Annotated in this window: 14 protein-coding genes; 9 read left to right on the top strand and 5 right to left on the bottom strand. The window is 45.2% G+C overall.

The window, feature by feature from the left end:
• The first annotated feature begins 14 nt into the window (after window positions 1-14).
• From ABIC84_RS08865 to ABIC84_RS08830, 8 genes are all read left to right on the top strand, one after another.
• Window positions 15-794: an HAD-IIA family hydrolase gene (locus ABIC84_RS08865; RefSeq protein WP_429263372.1), complete on the top strand. Its 780-nt coding sequence runs from the start codon at window positions 15-17 to the stop codon at window positions 792-794.
• A gap of 186 nt (window positions 795-980) precedes the next feature.
• Complete coding sequence (locus ABIC84_RS08860; protein WP_429263371.1) at window positions 981-1844, top strand: hypothetical protein; 864 nt, start codon at window positions 981-983, stop codon at window positions 1842-1844.
• Window positions 1845-2113: 269 nt separating this feature from the next.
• Entirely contained in the window at window positions 2114-2323 is a 210-nt protein-coding gene (locus ABIC84_RS08855; RefSeq protein ID WP_429263370.1) for a hypothetical protein, read from the top strand.
• 15 nt (window positions 2324-2338) lie between these two features.
• Window positions 2339-2566, top strand: a complete 228-nt coding sequence (locus tag ABIC84_RS08850; RefSeq protein ID WP_429263369.1) for a hypothetical protein — start codon at window positions 2339-2341, stop codon at window positions 2564-2566.
• Window positions 2567-2583: 17 nt separating this feature from the next.
• Complete coding sequence (locus tag ABIC84_RS08845; RefSeq protein WP_429263368.1) at window positions 2584-2865, top strand: GNAT family N-acetyltransferase; 282 nt, start codon at window positions 2584-2586, stop codon at window positions 2863-2865.
• 215 nt (window positions 2866-3080) lie between these two features.
• Window positions 3081-3680: a Crp/Fnr family transcriptional regulator gene (locus ABIC84_RS08840; protein WP_429263367.1), complete on the top strand. Its 600-nt coding sequence runs from the start codon at window positions 3081-3083 to the stop codon at window positions 3678-3680.
• 316 nt (window positions 3681-3996) lie between these two features.
• Window positions 3997-5031 carry a hypothetical protein gene (locus ABIC84_RS08835; RefSeq protein WP_429263366.1) on the top strand — a complete coding sequence of 345 codons (1035 nt, stop codon included), beginning with the start codon at window positions 3997-3999 and terminating at the stop codon, window positions 5029-5031.
• A gap of 13 nt (window positions 5032-5044) precedes the next feature.
• Window positions 5045-5365, top strand: a complete 321-nt coding sequence (locus ABIC84_RS08830; RefSeq protein ID WP_429263365.1) for a hypothetical protein — start codon at window positions 5045-5047, stop codon at window positions 5363-5365.
• Between the two features lie 419 nt (window positions 5366-5784).
• Here ABIC84_RS08830 and ABIC84_RS08825 read toward each other — a convergent pair whose 3' ends face one another.
• From ABIC84_RS08825 to ABIC84_RS08810, 4 genes are all read right to left on the bottom strand, one after another.
• Window positions 5785-6237: a DinB family protein gene (locus tag ABIC84_RS08825; RefSeq protein WP_429263364.1), complete on the bottom strand. Its 453-nt coding sequence runs from the start codon at window positions 6235-6237 to the stop codon at window positions 5785-5787.
• A gap of 855 nt (window positions 6238-7092) precedes the next feature.
• Window positions 7093-10539 (bottom strand): RHS repeat domain-containing protein, encoded by a 3447-nt coding sequence (locus tag ABIC84_RS08820; protein ID WP_429263363.1) that lies wholly within the window; start codon window positions 10537-10539, stop codon window positions 7093-7095.
• A gap of 136 nt (window positions 10540-10675) precedes the next feature.
• Window positions 10676-14260, bottom strand: a complete 3585-nt coding sequence (locus ABIC84_RS08815; protein WP_429263362.1) for a hypothetical protein — start codon at window positions 14258-14260, stop codon at window positions 10676-10678.
• A gap of 240 nt (window positions 14261-14500) precedes the next feature.
• Window positions 14501-15478, bottom strand: a complete 978-nt coding sequence (locus tag ABIC84_RS08810) for a hypothetical protein (RefSeq protein ID WP_429263361.1) — start codon at window positions 15476-15478, stop codon at window positions 14501-14503.
• A 1031-nt stretch (window positions 15479-16509) separates the two neighbouring features.
• Between ABIC84_RS08810 and ABIC84_RS08805 the strand changes: the two genes are divergently transcribed.
• Window positions 16510-16662, top strand: coding sequence for a GNAT family N-acetyltransferase (locus ABIC84_RS08805; protein WP_429263557.1), 153 nt, complete (start codon window positions 16510-16512; stop codon window positions 16660-16662).
• A 24-nt stretch (window positions 16663-16686) separates the two neighbouring features.
• Here the strand turns inward: ABIC84_RS08805 and ABIC84_RS08800 are convergent, their stop codons facing one another.
• A complete protein-coding gene (locus ABIC84_RS08800) occupies window positions 16687-17715 on the bottom strand; it encodes a hypothetical protein (RefSeq protein ID WP_429263360.1) in 1029 nt (342 codons plus the stop codon).
• Window positions 17716-17719 lie beyond the last annotated feature (4 nt).

The following is a 17719-nucleotide window of genomic DNA, read 5'->3' as shown; positions in this document are numbered from 1 at the left end:
AAATCATCAAGAAAATGAAACAAGGACTCATGATCGATATGGACGGCGTGATCTACGCCGGCGAAGAACTCATCAAAGGTGCGGACCGATTTGTCGCGCGGATGCTCAAAGAAAAGATCGATTTTATTTTCCTGTCGAACAACAGTTCGCGATCCCGCCGGGAAACCGTCGAAAAACTGGAAAAAGTGGGCGTCAAAGGAATCACTGAAGATCATATTTATACCAGCGCCATGGCAACCGCCGCCTTCCTGAAAGACGAATTTCCCGGCTGCAGCGCCTATGTGCTGGGCGAGGGCGGCCTGCTCAAAAGCCTGGAACATGCCGGGATCAGGCTGGTCGACAGGCAACCCGACTTTGTCATTTTGGGCGAGGGACATCAATTCGATCTGAAGATGGTGCACAAAGCCGTGGATATGATTATCGCCGGTGCAAGGTTCATCGCCACCAACCGAGATCCCTCACCGCGCAGGGAAGGCTGGAACAACCTCGGTATCACAGCTACGGCCGCCATGATCGAGGAAGGCAGCGGCCGTCATGCATTTGTGATCGGGAAACCCAGCCCCGTCATGATGCGCTATGCCAGCGCCTACATGGGACTCTCCCCTGAACAGACCACCGTGCTGGGTGATACCATGGAAACCGATATCAAAGCAGGCATCTATATGGGCTATAAAACCATATTGGTTTTGTCAGGCATTGCGGATAAAGATCAGCTCAACCATTATGGCTACAAACCAAGCCTCGTGGTGGATGCGGTCAAGGATATCCGGTTCCCGCTCGACTGGTGGAAGTAATGCAGCGCTGAACTTATTCTTGATCGAAATCAAATGTCGTGGTTTGAGACGCGATCAGGCGTACCAGCACGAAATCACTACGGGCCGCCCCACGTTTATTCAAGAGGAAGCAACATTGTTATCGCAAACTTGGGAACCAGCATTCCCAGGGGCAAAAAATACTTGTTACAAACGATCAGGGCACTAATGACGAATGCAAAACTGGTTACATCAAAATTTGATTCGAATCAACCGACCCTACACCCAGCCTGCTTAACTTTGATAGTAGAAAGCGCCGGCGAACAGTACCGGCACTACGACAATCTTATAAAAATCAGGAAAAAATTAGGAAACCCCGGCGGCCACCTTTTAAATATGGATATGGAAAACAAGGACCTGGCACATTACCCCTTTGACTGGCTTGATGAAGTAATCGGCAAAGACCTCAACCCGCAACATCCGGCTGCATCCCGGATTAACCAGGAGGAACTAACAGGCTGGCAGCACCGACTCCGGTCAGAAACCAGCAGCATCTGGAGAAACCTGAAATCACAAGCTTTTTCTTTACTCAGTTCCAAAAAGGTAACTGCCATGTTGACGCATTACCAGGACTGCTTAGAGGAACTCAAACGGCAGGCCATGGTCAACATGGCCGCTTACCCGGAAGACGATCCGCTCAATGCATTTTGCGGGCAGGTCCTTACTGAGCTCGGGCATTTACAAACGCAATTCCAACGGCGATACGCCCGTTATCTTGCTGATTGGCATCCAACTAACTCTGTCCGCCATGCGAGTACAACCGAAAGAACACCTCCCCTTTACAAAGTGACATGCGGGCTTAGCGTAGATCAAATCGCCATTATACTCAAGGCGGCAGATGATACCAGATTGCTGACCGCAAGGTCCTTCAGTCTCGTACTGCGCAGTATAACGCCGTATCTTTCCACCGAAAGGATGCAGGATTTCTCCTGGAAAAGCGCCAGGAGCAGCACGATGAAAATGGAGGACAGGGACAAACAGGTGGCTGCGGCCGCGCTGGAGCAACTGATCAAACAAATCAAAAACTATTGACAGCCCCATTATTGCGGCCGGTTCCTTTTCCGCGACAGCACAGTTGAAGATCATATCATTTACATTCCTTGTCTTACGCTTTTCCCGCACCAGCCGCCCGGGCGACAGCGCAGAAAGCAATGTTAAGGACAAACAAATGCTGACATGCCTGCATCGCGCAACTTGCTGAAGTTAAGAAGTATCCGTAGGCGCTAGCTTCAGTCTGCGCGATAAAACCGTTAAATTTGTTTGAGCGGTTAAATAAAAACCCATAATTTAAGCCGCTTGTTATGGTACACCTTTTATGCAACTGCCTTGAATGCAAGGATCACACCTTCGGAATCCGGAACGACACCTCAGACCGCTGCAAAACCGGCTTGATTATCCTGTTGTTAAAAAGCATGACGCACTCCATGATCAAAGACAGCCAATGCCGGTTTCCGGTGGTGCAGCATGATGGGATATCCCGCGGGACGGTTACCGCCCTAACTCAGTTATAACGCTGTAATGAGTATATGACCGCTATAGAAAACGAGACCTGTCGCATCGCCCCACTGGGCGCAAGCGACCTGCAGCAATATAAGCAGCTGGCCGGGGAAATCTATCAGTTGCTTTCTGATGAACACACCCTGCAATTCCTGCCCGAAAAAAAGCTGAGTTCCGTAGCAGCGGCAAAAAGCTGGCTGAACACCGCCCTCCTGAACTTTCATTCCGGCCGCAACCAGGTACATCTGATCCGGTAAAAGGGACCGGCACCCTTATGGGTGTTATTGACCTGATACCGCCCGCTGTAGCCCGGGACCATTACCGCTTAACAAAATATCCGTATTTTATTGAATTTTATCTGAAAAGCTGCGCCAGGGGCAATGCATTGATGTCGCGTTTATTGCCAAAGGTAGCAGCGCATCTCCGAAACGAGGGCATAGACGAGCTTGCCGCGGTGGTCAACAGGCAAAACCTGGCGGCGCATAAAGTACTGAAACGTTCGGGCTTCCGGCTTCAGGGAAAGTTTGATGCGCTCCAGGATATTTACCTGTTTTAAATTGCCGGCAACTTGAAGTACTTTTTCCCCAGAGCCTGGATGGCAAATTAGCTGCTGCATGATATATGATAGATACGCCCCGGGCACCGTATCATTTTACTTATTTTTATAATAATTATTTATTATAAAAATATATTTATTAACTTTCGCTTATTATCTGTTAACCAAAGGCTAAATCCTGTAATATCCGACGGTTTGATCTTAATCAAATTATTATGGATAATATTGACCAGTCGACAGCACTTGACATGCTTTTCCAGATCCTGACCATGATCGCGCCCTTATCGGGTGCACTGCGGAAACGGTTTGAAGATTTTATCATCACCAGGCAGTACAAGAAAAAACACCTGCTCCTGCGGGAAGGCGAGATCTCCCGGCGGATCTATTTTATCGCCGAAGGTTCCGCCCGCGCCTATCACCTGGACAGCGAAGGACGGGAGCACACGACCTGGTTCATGAACAAATATGACCTGATGATCTCGGTTTACAGCTTTTATACCCAGCAACCTGCCGCCGAGTATATCGAGCTCCTTGAGGATTCCACCCTTTTGTCCATGACCTGGGACCAGCTGCAGATCATTTATGCCGAGTTCCCCGAATATAATTTCCATGGCCGGCTCGTCACCGAAAAATACTATATCATGGCAGAAGAACGTGCCATTTTGCTGCGGAACAAACAACCCGCCGAACGCTATAAACTGCTGCTGCAAAAACAACCCGATATCACCCAGCACGCCTCTTTGGGCCAGATCGCCTCCTTTCTCGGCATCACGCTGGAGACGCTGAGCCGCATCCGCGCGAGGAAAGAAATTTGATTCAAATCAAATTATTCCCCGGAACAATGCCCCAATTTTGTTCAGACACCACCGCAATATGAAAACAAAAACAAGCTACTTCACCTTGTTGCTGTTCCTCTTATTAGCCTGCCGGAAAGAATCCCGGCGACCGGAGGAAACAACCACGGCAACGGCAATCCTCAGCCTTGAGCAGGTCAAAGCAAGTCACATAGATACCGGCCGTCATCTTTATTGGGATAAAGCCACCTACATCGCCGCCAAGCCTAAGCCCTACTGGCTGGTCGGATTTCCAGGGAGACCCCGCTTCGACTCCCTCGGCCTTGGCTACCGCGCCATGATCTTTTATAAAAACAAAGACGGAAAAATAGACAGCCGGATCCTGGAGATCATCCCCGATGTGATCTATCTCCAGCGTAAAAAGCAGATCAGCCAGGCAGATTTCACCGGGAGGGTGTTTACCTACGATTCCACCTACCGCTTGTTGTACGGCAGGATCTACATTACCGGCAAATTAGCCGGAGAGATCAGACCGGCAAACCCCGTAGCAAAGCCCGTCAAAGCCGACAGGCTCGAACCCGTGGTAACCTGCGGGTGGACCGATAATAATTATGTCGATGGCGATGGAAACGCGGTCATCTATTCCGAAAGGCTCTGCGCAGTTAACTTCCTGGACATGGGAAGCGGTGACGGCCCGGGGAGCCCAGACCCATTCAGCGGACAGCCGGCTGCGCCAACGGTCGGCGGAGGTGCAGCCCCGGCTTCCGCACCGGAGCCATCCAATCTCCCGGATGAAAATAAAAGCGGAATCAATCCCAAAGATTTTATGAAATGCTTTCAAAATATACCAGACAACGGCGCGACCATGAAAATCACTATATACGTTCAGGAACCCTGGCCCGGCACCACCTTCAATGTAGGGCCAAACAGCGTGGGCCATACCGCCGTCAGTCTGACCAAAAGCAATGGCCGTACCAGCATTACCCAGACCGTCGGCTTTTACCCCGATGCCACCGGTCTGGATAAAATGCATGCCCCATCCAAAATCGTCGACAACGGCGGCGACCTTGAATACAATGTGAGCATCAGTTATACCGTCACCGCAGAAAACTTCAACAAAATCGTAAACTACATCAGTAACCCGCCCGCCACGTACGACATCACTGAATTCAACTGTACCAGTTTTGTTAACAGTGCCTGCCTGGCTGGCAACGTCATAATCCCCAACCCCTTTGCTTATTCATCCCTATACCCCGCCCACCCGGTACCCGCGCCCGCAGCGCTCGGTAGCAGTATCGCGCAACAAAAAGGCGATCCAAATGTCAATACAACAGGTGGAAATATTCCTTTAAGTCATGGACCTTGTAATTAAATAAAGAGTTGAAATGAAAAAAGCATTAATTATCATCATAGCAATCGTATTTATCAGCAATTTACCAATCTTCAATTTCTTCTTTCAAGAAAATTATGAATACCAGAATTTCGATTCTTCATTTACGTATGCAGAAGAATCTGGAAAAGGTAATTCTTTCAAAAGTTGTTTAATTAATTATGGTGCGTTTCTATGTAAACACCCCGAAAAAGACCAAGGCGACAACCGCCTTTACCGCAGCTTTACCATCAAGCCCTGGCGCTTCTGGGAATGGGCCCAAATGCTGTTCAGCGAACGCTATCGCCTCCCTTATAAAGAAAAAACTAACAAATAGTATAAAAAGTAGCTGTTTCACCAGGTTTTACGCAAATGGTAATAGACCATATCCTGCCTCTCCGCCAGGTACTATTTATTGAGGATAGCGAAGACGACGCAATTCTTCAGGCAGTATTGCATATCTCAATACGCCGGGCGGCTGGCCGGAATGCCGGTGCTGGTTGATGATGCCGCTTACTGCGCTTCGCCGGCCACTTTCAGGCCGGGCGTTGTCTATACCCCGTGCCGCTGCACCTGGCTAAGGCCATACTGAAACAAAGCGCCGCCTATCAGGTCGCCTTCACACACTAACAATACCTACCCCGTATTGAAAAAGTACGGGCCATGGGAAAGCAAAGTCAAACTTCAAGCTAAGTTCCCGCGAGATATCTAAAACGCAGCGGGGAAGCCAAATTGTTCTGACTTTTTTACTAAGTATCATTCTTTCCGGTCAAGAAGCCGCCTGTGATAATTGACCTGCCCCAGGTGATAGCTGAGGTGTGTAGCGAGGTGAACAAGAAAATAACCGGTAGTTTGTTTGCCACCGTTTATTTCCTGCGGGTATTCGCTTTGCATTTGAACGTCAGTGACAAGCGGTAGTGTTGCCTCGATAACGGCAATCGTTTGCTCAATCTTACGAACAAGTTCATCTCTGGGTATATATTTCAATGAAAATTCTTCCGGTCGGTTACGGACGTAGCCGGAGTCGCCGAGAATTGCGCCGATATAAGTATTGAGGTTGCCAACCAGATGCAGGCACAGGTTGCCCGCTGAATTCAGAATGCTGCCGTCTATGTGCCAGATGCTGGCTTCATCCCGGTAAAGTTCCAATTCTTCTTTCAGTTTATTCAGGTCGCGGCATAAGAGCAATTGCAAAATACCGGTAAGCATATTTTTGTTTTTTTTACAAGGTAGCGATAGCAACCGGTATCAACAAGCGGGATTGCAGTTATCGGGTTCTCTGGCGTATTAATGTGGTGATCGAGGGATGCGATGCATTGTCTGTTATTCTATCGCTCCATATAGTGATTATCTCAAGAGGTAGCGTCGGTTATCCACAATTACTCAAACCATAAAAAAAGTTGTTACAGTCACAAGACACAACAACGGCTACCCGCGGAACACCAACGAAGGCGGTAAGCCGAAGCATCCGAACGACCTCAATTATATCAGGAATTTTAGCATGACCTTCGGACATTTACCGGCTAAAACTTTCCGACCAAATAACAAAAATTTAATGATCAACCAATGGAAAATTCTTGATATGCTTTTCAAGATCAAACGGGTTGATTGCGGGCTCATTTAGTTTGATAACGTAATTGCTGTCAATGTCAAATTGAATAACCTTATTATCATTAGTGCTACCCGTGCCGAGGTGTTTTTTTAGTTGGGTAAAATAGCTACTATCTATTCGCTTTTGGTAGACAATTTCGGATCCATCATAACAAAGGAACACGTTCGATCTGTATAGGAAAAAACTTGAAGGGTATTCTCCTAATTCATCTTTATTTAAAAGTTTGTATATCGATATCCTAACCCAGCGATCTCGTCTTGATACAATTACCTTAAACAGGTTATTAGAACTTTTCTCTAAGTCATAAGAGGTATTGAGGCTTTTTTTGATTATCGGACTCGAAAAAATCAATTTAGATAGATGTTCGTTATTTGATGATTTCATTTCACAAGCGATATTACACGCTGATAAAACAATAATAACTCCTGATATTAATTTCAACTTAATTTTTGTCATTTTGATAGTAATTTAATGTTAGGAATAATAAGGAGCTTGCCTTTTAATAAGTTCATAGTGGAGCCTATTTCGTTATAGGTATTATTCTTAGCATCTGTAGGAGATACTCCATAAACGGTTTCTGGTCCAATTACTAACCCAGGAATCTTAAGTTTTCTGTACAAACTCATATCCGTACCACTCGGTTGCTCGTCGTTTAATTGCGCACGTGTACCTGGGTGGAGATGTATATCGGCTATTGGATGCAAGGTTATCCCCTCGAAATCAACTGTTAATGATGATCCTTCCCCTGTACGTTTATATACATCAGTGGCACCCGACGCATTGTCGTTTTGAAATTTTTCTCCATTCCATTTTTTTCCACTGGTTGGTAAAACCGCTACACCTTCTTTAGCTATCCATGCAAACGACTCCATTTCTTCTTTCCAATGTTGCCCAACATTACCGTTGTTCCACATAAATTGATACGCTTTAGTTTCATTTTTAAACAAGACTGCGCCATTTTTATAATAAGTAGCGTCCTTGGTTTTAAATTCCGTTCCAACGTATTTTCCTCCCGGCGAAACTTTATTCACATTATTTTGATTTTTAACCGATGCGTCATACTTCATGTTGCCAAACTTATCTTTATACCAATCAAAAGGCCCCATCCCATCCGGATCAACAAACCGTATCGGATTATCGAACCCATAATTATAAGGAGACCACCGTCGCATCTTTTCTGCTAATGGATCCACGCTCGTCCACCTCGCGATCACCGGGTCATAAAACCGTGCGCCATAATCGTATTGTTTGTTGAGCACTTGCTGCTCTTCTTTACCATTGTAAAGGTATCTATTTTCATTACCAATAACCGATACCGCGGCACGTAAGCCAAAAGCGTAGTAAGCATCCTGCTGAATAATCCTTGAGAATCCCTGGTATTCATCGATAGATCCCCATACGTTGCCCTGTTCATCAGCCAGGTCGTAAATATATTTATATTGCCCCCCGTTTGGTACGGCGCGGCCTTTAGGGGTTTGAACAAAGCTGATGCTTCCATTAACATAAACAATTCCGTCTATATATTCATAAACAACGTTCCCGCTTGGGTTATAAATCGTATTTCTTAGTTTCTGAGCGTCAGCGGTGTAAACATAATCTGATTTTAGTGTAGAACCGGCTTTTACAGTGCTCGGTAAATCCAGCCGGTTATACTCCAGAGACAGGCCGCTCCCGTCGGTGGTGGCATTTCCGTTTTGATCGTAATCGTAGGCCCTGCTGAAGTTTGTTCCGGTGATAGAAGCTATCTGGTTACTTAATCCGCTATTCTTATAGGTATAGGTAAGCGTCCCATAATCCACACCCGTTCTTGCAAGCGTGAGAATGTTACCATTTTTATCATAAGTAAGTGTTTCATTGCGCGCATTTTGATAGCTTATGGCACTGGTTAACCGGTTCAGCTTATCGTACACAAACGATTTACTGTCATATGCTGAACCCAACGACACATTTTTAGAATTCAGGTTGCCATTGTATTGAGGTCCATATTCAGTACCATAACCAATATTGTGTTGTGACGAGTAGGTAAACTTTGGAAGATTTCGCGCTGTATAATAACTGTTGATGGTTTCAATAAATGATCCGCCGTTATTTACCGAATGCAATTTGTCGAAATTTAAATGCCAGAGATCCGAATACTTCAACTGGGATAACAAGGTACGTGTGCCCCCGTTGATGGTTTCCCAGGTGTTGATCAATTTACCGGTATGTCCGTATTCAAACTCTACCAAAGAGGAGAATGCCTGTACATTGTTTACTTTATGCACGCGCAACGTGGTTAAAACCGCTCCCGTGAAATCATAGGTGTTTGTATAATCATCGTAATTCCCCGTATTCGGCGTACCGCCGCCTTTATAATGCTGTTTGAAGTTGCGGATTACGTTGCCTTTTTTGTCGTAATAAGTTACGTGCCACAACATATTTGTTGTACCAAAAATAGCTGTTTTAGTGCCTGTTAGCAGTCCCCTGGTCATTCCAATATCACCACTGATCGGATATGGATTGCCTCCCGGAAACTGATAGCTATCATAATAATTTATGGTTAAATTAGTAATACCGGAAGTGGGATAGGTAGCAGAGGTATATCCGGTTCCTGTTGCCGCAGAATATATCCTGTCTTCGAACTGAGCGGCCACGGCATTGGCGGCCAATTGAATATTGGCTCTCGTATCGTTAAGGAAGCAGGTGCCCGTAAGTATCACCCTTCCCTGTCCGTCGTATTTGGTCACTGACCATTGCTTATCGGGGATCATTGCCCTTTGCCGTCCGTCTTGGGTCAAAATAACCTGGTCCAAATCATTAAATACAAAATATTCCCGGTCCTTACCCGGAAGCTTCTTTTCTATCAACCGATGGCGTCCATCGTACATATACTGGTAGCAAAGGTTATCAAGCACAGTTTGTGAAATGGCCGTGGTATTGTCGGGTTCTGCTTTGGGTGGTAAAACAAAAATCAGATCACCAAAATCGTCATATACGTAATAAGTTGAGTATTTTTCGACGTTGGTTCCATTGCTCATGTATTGCCTGCGCAAAATAAGACGGCCATCTTTGTCATGGTACTCCCTGGTTATTCCGGATTCTCCGTCTGCGGGAGTCCAGTTTTCATCCTTGATAGTCGTTTCTACAATTTGCAGGCTTCCGTAAACAGCATTATTGTTAACGCGGTTTAAAGTGCGGGCACCGGTTGCCAGGTCGATATTGGCTGTATAAAGCGCCACATCTGCCCCCGAGTTATAGCTAGTTTTTATGGTATGACCGCTGTTATAGTAGTCACCCGTCAACTGCCCTTCAGGCCCGTAAGCGAAACCTTGTTCAACTACCCGGGCATCTTCCGAATCTTCTATCCTGGTTTTAGCAAAAGGATATGTGTTTGATTGTATACCAAAGTCGGGCTGAGATACCTTTTGATGAAAATAATAGGTTTCGGCTACTGCATTGTCACGAAAAACGCCATGATTATCTGTACTGAAAAGGGTAGTATAGGGTATAAACTTGACAGGTTGCTGGCCTGCATAATTATAGAGATAGGTCTGAACAATATCATTATACTTTGGTGTTGCTTTTAAGGCTACCGTTTGTTCCGGCCGCCCCATCGCGTCCAGATATTCGATCGTAGTACTCAATTCAGATGCGTCATAATTTGTCGAAAAGTTCGAAACACCTTCTTTGCGGGCATTGTAGGTTTGAATATAGTTATGATTGGCACTCGGACTTTGCACGGTCGTTGAAAATATCACGGCCTCGAAACTAACGCCGGCAGGAACCGAAAATCCATCTTTCAGGGTAATACTAACCGGATCGACATACTTACCGGAATAACCGGAGCCAGCCAGTTCAATCTGCGCCATTAAATTCGAACAGAACAGGCAAAAAAAGGATAACAAGACTATTTTCTTCATGTCGTGATGTAATTAGGTCCAGGGTTTGAAATAATTTCAAAAGCATTTGGTTATTTATCGCCAACATACGGACGTGCGCCATTTGGCAATTGATCTTTATTTTTTAATAAATTGATCTGATAAGTTCGCAGCAGTTTCAATTCTTAAAGTTATACATTGTTCTCGTCAGGATGTTACCGTCCATATCCTTCACCTGCCATAAGCGTTGCATCGGATCATATTCGTAGTAAACAGTTCTGCCATTTACGTCAGTAGTGCTGACCATTCCTAAGATCGGGTCATAATTGAACGTTTTTACACTGCTGCTTATCGGGTGCAGACGTAGTTCATCGATGTAACCGGAACCCGAAATACTAAGTGCTGAAGATCCGGTCACTTCGCGTTCATAGTATGTCCATCCGCCGGGGTACGTTCGTTTAACAGATGCCGTACCAATTGTCCCACCGGTAATAACAGGCGTCCCGTTCTTTGACCAGTAGCTTAAGATATAGGTGATTGCAGTATTGAGAGCAGCTTTGCTTATAGCCCCGCCGGAGAGGCTGTATGCATACCGGCCGGTAGGCGAAGCAACGATCCCAACATTAGCCGAATTATACTGCCAATTACCCTTCTCCTCATCTTCAAAGCCGGAAAAGGCGATATCATTGAAGCTGTTATACGTCGGATCATTAAATCTTGGAACAGTAAACTGCGCCAATGGATTGATTCGTTTACTATCCCATAACGTCGTGGTCCTGGCACTGGCAGGTATGGCAGTTTGTTCAAAATTATTGAGCCTGTTTGTTCTTTGCTTAAGCTCGTAACGGCTGTCGTTCAGGCCGGTATAAGCAGAAAAAACAATCGGTTTATTTCCTGTATTCAAAGCATAACTTTCATTATTATATAAAAGGTTTGCCGGGTCAAGGCTATACCGGGTTGCTGAACCGCCCAGAATATATTCGTTAGTACCAATATCCATTATCGATAAGGTTTCGATAGGGGTGCCACCCATTCCTTTACTGATCAACAACGAGGCATCAGCAGGCACCGGGGGTGGGAAATCATTTGGATAGCGCATTCTTACCTTCATGTTCTTACCCATGGAATTGGTTTTTGTAACCATCATTGGCTGCATATGGGTATTGTTGCCATACCAGTAATCTTCCCGGGAGATTTGCATTACCTGCGCGTTACTATTATATTCTTGTTTTTCATGCCAGGATAATTTATAACAATTGGACATCCCGTCCATATTAAGCAACTGGCCATTATATTTATCGGGATAAAAAGTACTCTGTGATTCGGTCTCTAATGCCATATAGAAATAAGCATCAACGGCGACCGGCTTCGCAGGGTCCGGGCTGCAAGAAACATTAATCCATTGTTGTGTAATGCTATCGTAAACCTGGTCGCAATGCTGGAACTTATCCGATGAATTATAATATGCGTATTTGATACCATTAACGCCTCCGAAATAAGCGTTCGTCGCACTGCCCAAACTCGGGGAAGAGTATCGGTCCCAGGTGAAATTTTCAATCGAAGCCTTATCAAAAAAAATACTTCCGTTAACCGTGCTTTTCCGGGTTATATACTTGATGATCTGCTTGGGTTTATCCAGCTTCACGTCATATTTAACACCAGGATTAATGTACCCGGTAGGAATCGCCATAGCCTCGGCATCTCCCTGAATATAATCCTGGATAATGTCACGGGATGGCGGCTCAAAAAAATACTGGGTCTTATATTGGTTTGTTGTCAACTCCGCGCCGATTGTATCTTTGATCACATACTCGGCCACAGATCCGTACGTGGCATAGCTTCCCCCTGAGTACGTCATATCATTTACCGGATGCGATAACAGCGACAAATCCTGCACCTGCAAAGGTGTCGCTGTACCCAGGGCGTCATTATATTCATAGAGCACATTTGTTGTCAGGGCAGTTAAAGGGTAATTGACCATGCCAATCCCGGACTCCAGGTCCGTGGACGTTTCGGATGTTCCCATTCCGTATTTATATATCTTCTTTAAAAGCGTTTTTCCTGACAGGTTGTCCTTATGGAGGATTGACTTTATTCTCAGCCCTCCGCCCGTACGTGTCTCTGAAGTATTGGCGGTTAACGAGGTCCATTTGGTATGTCGAAATGTATGAGGCTCATACTCATACTCGATTCGCTCACCAGTGGGGGTAATAACACTTGAAAGTGTGCCTTTGACCGCTTCATTAAAGACAAATTCCCGGTCAGCAAAAGGCATATCGTTTGTACCCATACCAAACAGCAACTGAGCTTCCCTGCTTTTTTTGGGTATCCCTGTAGCAGTTTGACCACTAGAACCGAGAATGGGGTAATGCTTTTTGGTTTGCAGGCAAAGCATATTTGCCGGATTCTCTATTAAATGTTGATTGGTGATTTTTCCGTTGTAAAAGCCCCATCGGTCGACGGCATATTCATCCTTGGTCGTATTGGTCGGAATACCGTATTGATCATACCCAACGGGCAAATAATCATTCACATAACCAAATTTCCAGCCATAACTGTAGGCCAGATTGGCATCGTATACTTCGATCTGAGCTAAATAATGTCCGGCAATGTATTGGCCGCTCGGTTTTTTGCTGCCATACGTAAAAATAAAAGTTTTTAACACGGAGAAGTTACCCCCGCCGTTGTCCTTCATTACTTCCATCTTTTGCAAGGCATAACCGTTATTATTGTACGGCTGTGGCGCTTCATAAGTGAAGCTTACTTTTCCTCCCGGAAAATTGATTTGAGCCAGCCTTTTCTCCGTCACGCTTTCCATTGTTTGCGTGAGCATTGGCTCCCGTGTATGAAATGAATTGGTTTTCGTGAACGGATAGTTGTTCGTATAAACATCCCTTGACACGGGTACCGTCATCAACGTCGATATTTTTCCTGCGGGCTGAGGGGGATTAGCGAAATAATCGAATGTAACCTTCTGTTTATGATGAGCTGATGATATGGCAATAACGGGTTGCTCGTAATCGTAATCGGGATAGGGCTGCACCCATCTATCGTCATAAGCATAATCAGGCCCTTGTTTAGAATGGAAACTCCTTTTGCTAATCGAACGCCTTGCGGCGGAGCCAAAGTTGTAATACAGGCCGTCACCAAACGTCAAACCATCATCAGTGAACTTCATTAACGGATTGTAAGGATAAGTAAGCTGAACTCCTGTCGGACGCATCATGCTTCCGCTGCCGGAAGGGGTGGATATGGCATAAGCATCCCAGGCTCCATCCGTCTTACCTTCTATCGCATTATACAGGAAAGCGCGGTGCGTGCTGTTGTTAACAGGGTCCAGAGCTCCCCCTATCGCGGCGCTTGGCATCGGGTTTCCGCCTGTCAAATAATTCATACCTTCGGAACCGTTATCCGGCCGTCCATTAATCTGAGCAACCATTCCCCCCCCCGCATTGAGTTCCCAACCCATTCCGACTACACTGGGTCGCTGGCCCGGCTTAATTCCTAATGCACTGTAATTTATCGAAATAGGTACCCGAATATCATTTACCCGGATCTCATAAAGCGTGATCCCGACTTTTAAGGTTCCGGAATTGTATTCGACATTATCATATCCTGCTGCATTAAACAATTTGCCGGTCTGCGGTGCGTCACCTATTGCACTGGCTCCGCGCTTTGGTAAGGAAACCTGGGCGTAAGATTGGTTGACCGACACTAAGAGTAAGAAAAACAGGATAATTGGCTGGGATTTTTTAATTTTCATAGAGGTGATAAGTTGGTACAAGATGGACTTAATAGGTGATTAAAACTAACCAGGCTTAATTCCAGAAATTAACGCAAAATGATGTCAGGATCTGCAGCGGTCCAATGACCTTGCCAAGACCCAAACAGAAGAAGTATGATAAATAATAGGTCAGCTTTTACATAATATGAAGATTAATGCGTGATGCGCGGCTAGTTCTGTTGACAAAGAGATACTTGGCATTCATTATTATGACAAAATTTACTTTTGATTGGGTTTGGTTTGCTTAAGCTCTGGCTTTGTTTGTTTCATTTCATCGATCTGCTCCTGGAGCGAAGCCAAAAGCTTGTCTTTTTGCTTGTCCTGCTGGTCTTTTTCTATCAGATACAGCGTCAGCTCTTCCACTTTCTTCATCAGGAGTTTATTCATCTCGCTAACATCAAGGCCATTTTTAATCATTTCTTTCTCCGACGGTACCTCAGGCAAGTGCTGGTGTCGGGCGATATACGCTTTGATGTCAGCCAGTGATGGCAATTGATAATCCTTTTTAAAGACATAATCCCCCCAACCATTGAGATCGATCTGCACCGATTTGGAATGTATCGTGCCATTAACGTCCAGCTTGTTTGCAGGGTTGGCTATACCGATCCCGACGTTTCCGCCAGTAATAGCCAAAGGATAAATTCCGCCAGTTATTGGCGAAGAAGGCATCGTTCCTCCCCAGGAAGGGATATATGCGCCGGTACCATCATAATGAGCTGTGACAGAACTACCGCCATTCCTGTTTGCAATATTGAACACCAGGTAAACAACCGAATTATCTGAATTAAAAACATAACGAAAGTTACTCATCACCACAGCGTAGTTATAATACGTGTTACTCAAAATAGAAAGCGAACTGTTATAGTCATAGTGGGTCGCATTTGCCAGGAGCACCACTGTCTGCACCCTGTTCGCTGCCTCAAAACTGAGCGTATATGTCCCTTTAATACGGTTTCCACTGGCAATCACATACGTACCGTCGGCAGGAACGGATATGATCTGGGTATCATTCACGTTGATGCCTTTTACAGAGATAGCTCCGTTCACATCAAGGGTAGTCGCGGGAGCCGTTGTTCCGATCCCCACATTGCCACTGTTGTTATTGTAAATAGTCGTGCCGCTTGTAGTCCATTGCTGTGCAAAAAGATAGTTTGATATAAAAACAAACAGTGTTGTGATTAAGGTTAGCCTTTTCATGAGTTTAGTTAGAATTATTGTATTGTTCCTGGTAAGTGATAATCAGTGTTAAGCGTCAGACCAAAGCTTTGACTTGCCTAGTGGGGCAAAAATTGTCTCGTGGTGTTTAAAGGGCGCCGCTGCGGCATCCTTATGAGATTCAACAATAGTTATACCTGATCGTGAATTGATGAAAGCTATTTTTGTAAATGCAGTTGCGCAACTGTACCAGATGCTCTTTTTTAAAGAAAGTAGATCCTTGATTAATGGCCGCAATTGAACAAAAATCAGGATTGCAAAGGAAGATTAATGCAGATTTCATGTGACAGGTAAGGTTATTTCAAAATTCCATACAATGATATATAATTATGTTTACCAATCAAAGGTATTATCGAAAATTATGCTATTTTCAGGCTCGCGTGTTTCTTTATAAAGAACAGGCCGGATGGCTGGTCGTTCAGGGTGGAGCACCGGATACGGTTTGCAAATTTTTACCTATCGCGATGCTTTTGATAAACGGTTTTTCCGGGCGAGCTATCGTGGAATAAATTTAATATGCAGCCTTCTTCTTTAAGAAGTCAAACCAGGAGAGATATCTGTGTTGAAAGATATGATCAACAGGCTAAAACACATTAGATATTAAATCCTTAAATACTTAGTATACTTGAATCAACAATTAGAGTTATTGCGTGAATTGTAGAGTGCCGACAAAAGTCAATAATAAAGCACTGGCAGTCAATATTATATAGAAGGGAATATTCTGAGCCCTCTTTGCCCAGCTATATGCCGCATCGTTTTACAGTTTGGAACGGTCTCGGAAGAATGCAAAAGGGTGACGCGATCTATTCCTTTGTTCTCAAAGACAATAGAGATCACTACCGCCGATTTATCCTCAGTAGCTGGCGACTATCCTACTGTAGTAAAAAATGCCCAGGCAACAAATCACGCCATCCGTTATATCAACGGCCCCCTCACCGTAACCCGGCCGTTAAAGAGTCCGAGGAGCTTCAAAAGGTTAAGCAACCTAAAGAGCCATGGCTTACCTATGATTCATTGGTGTAGACCCGGCATATCAACACCGCGGTACAGGCAGCCAGCTATTGACAAACCTCCTCGCCCATGCCCCAAAAAACGTTCCGGGCGTACTGGAAACCTCAGCATTACAAAACCTACCCTGGTATGAACGCTTTCATTTCGATATCTAACCGTTTTCGTTCTAGGCCGCTGCTTTAGTTTTTTTTAGCGATCACATGTCCTTCCTTATCCTTGTATTCTACTATCGAATCGAAACAGCCGCATCCCGCCAAAGCGCTCAAGGATTTTTCTATGCGCTTCAGACGCTCCCCCGACAGTTCATTTATCTTTTCCTGATCTGCAAGTTTTCTTTGTTGTTCGGTTATGATCTTTTCCTTGTCAATCAGGTATAACGTCAATTCTTCAATTTTTTTTAACAGCAATTTGTTCATCTCACCCAGGTTCAAACCGTCTTTGGCAATCTCCTGCTCAGAAGGGATTTCAGGCAAATGCTGGTTTTGGTCGATGTAAGCTTGTACTTCCGTCAAGGATGGGAGATGATGGCCTGGCTTGAAAACATAATCGGGCCAGTTGACGATTTCTACTTTGATCTGTTTGGCACGGATATTTCCGTTCACCGAGAGCGCCTCCCTTGGTGTATTGGTTCCAATGCCAACATTGCCGCTGATATACAGTTTATCCGGCGATGACCAGGCCGGCGCATCGTACCCGATTCCTACACCTGTTCCGTTAACCTGCAGTACCTTTCCGTTTTCCGTACTGCTCAGGTCGATGAATCGAAAATTACTGGCATAGGCCGGGGTGCCCCAAGTTCCCTGATAAAACATTTTCAGTGCGGTCGTCTGATTTACGTCGTACTGGTTGAAAATATGCAACCTTGCACCGGGCGAAGTAACACCGACACCGATGGCCCCCGCAAAATACCCCTGACCGTCGGCCCTGACGCTAAAGTTTGTGATTCCGTTGGCAATGCCATCGAAATAGTAATTGGCTGCATTATTGTTATTGTCGGTTATGGCGCGGAATATGCCTCCTGAATAATAATACCCAGTTCCCAACTGATGTCCGACAAAAAAAGACTGCCCTACCGTTGTCTGGGCGACAATCTTGGTATTACTATTCAATACATCGTTGACATCTACAGTTAAGGTTTTAGTTTGTGCAGTAACCGCCCCGGATGCAAGTAAGCTCGCCGTTAATAAAAAAAGAAATTTAAGTTTCATAAGG

Source organism: Mucilaginibacter sp. 3215 (assembly GCF_050433785.1).
Classification (GTDB): domain Bacteria; phylum Bacteroidota; class Bacteroidia; order Sphingobacteriales; family Sphingobacteriaceae; genus Mucilaginibacter.
The sequence above is the reverse complement of the archived record's forward strand: the minus strand, read 5'-3'. Positions and strand labels throughout refer to the sequence as shown.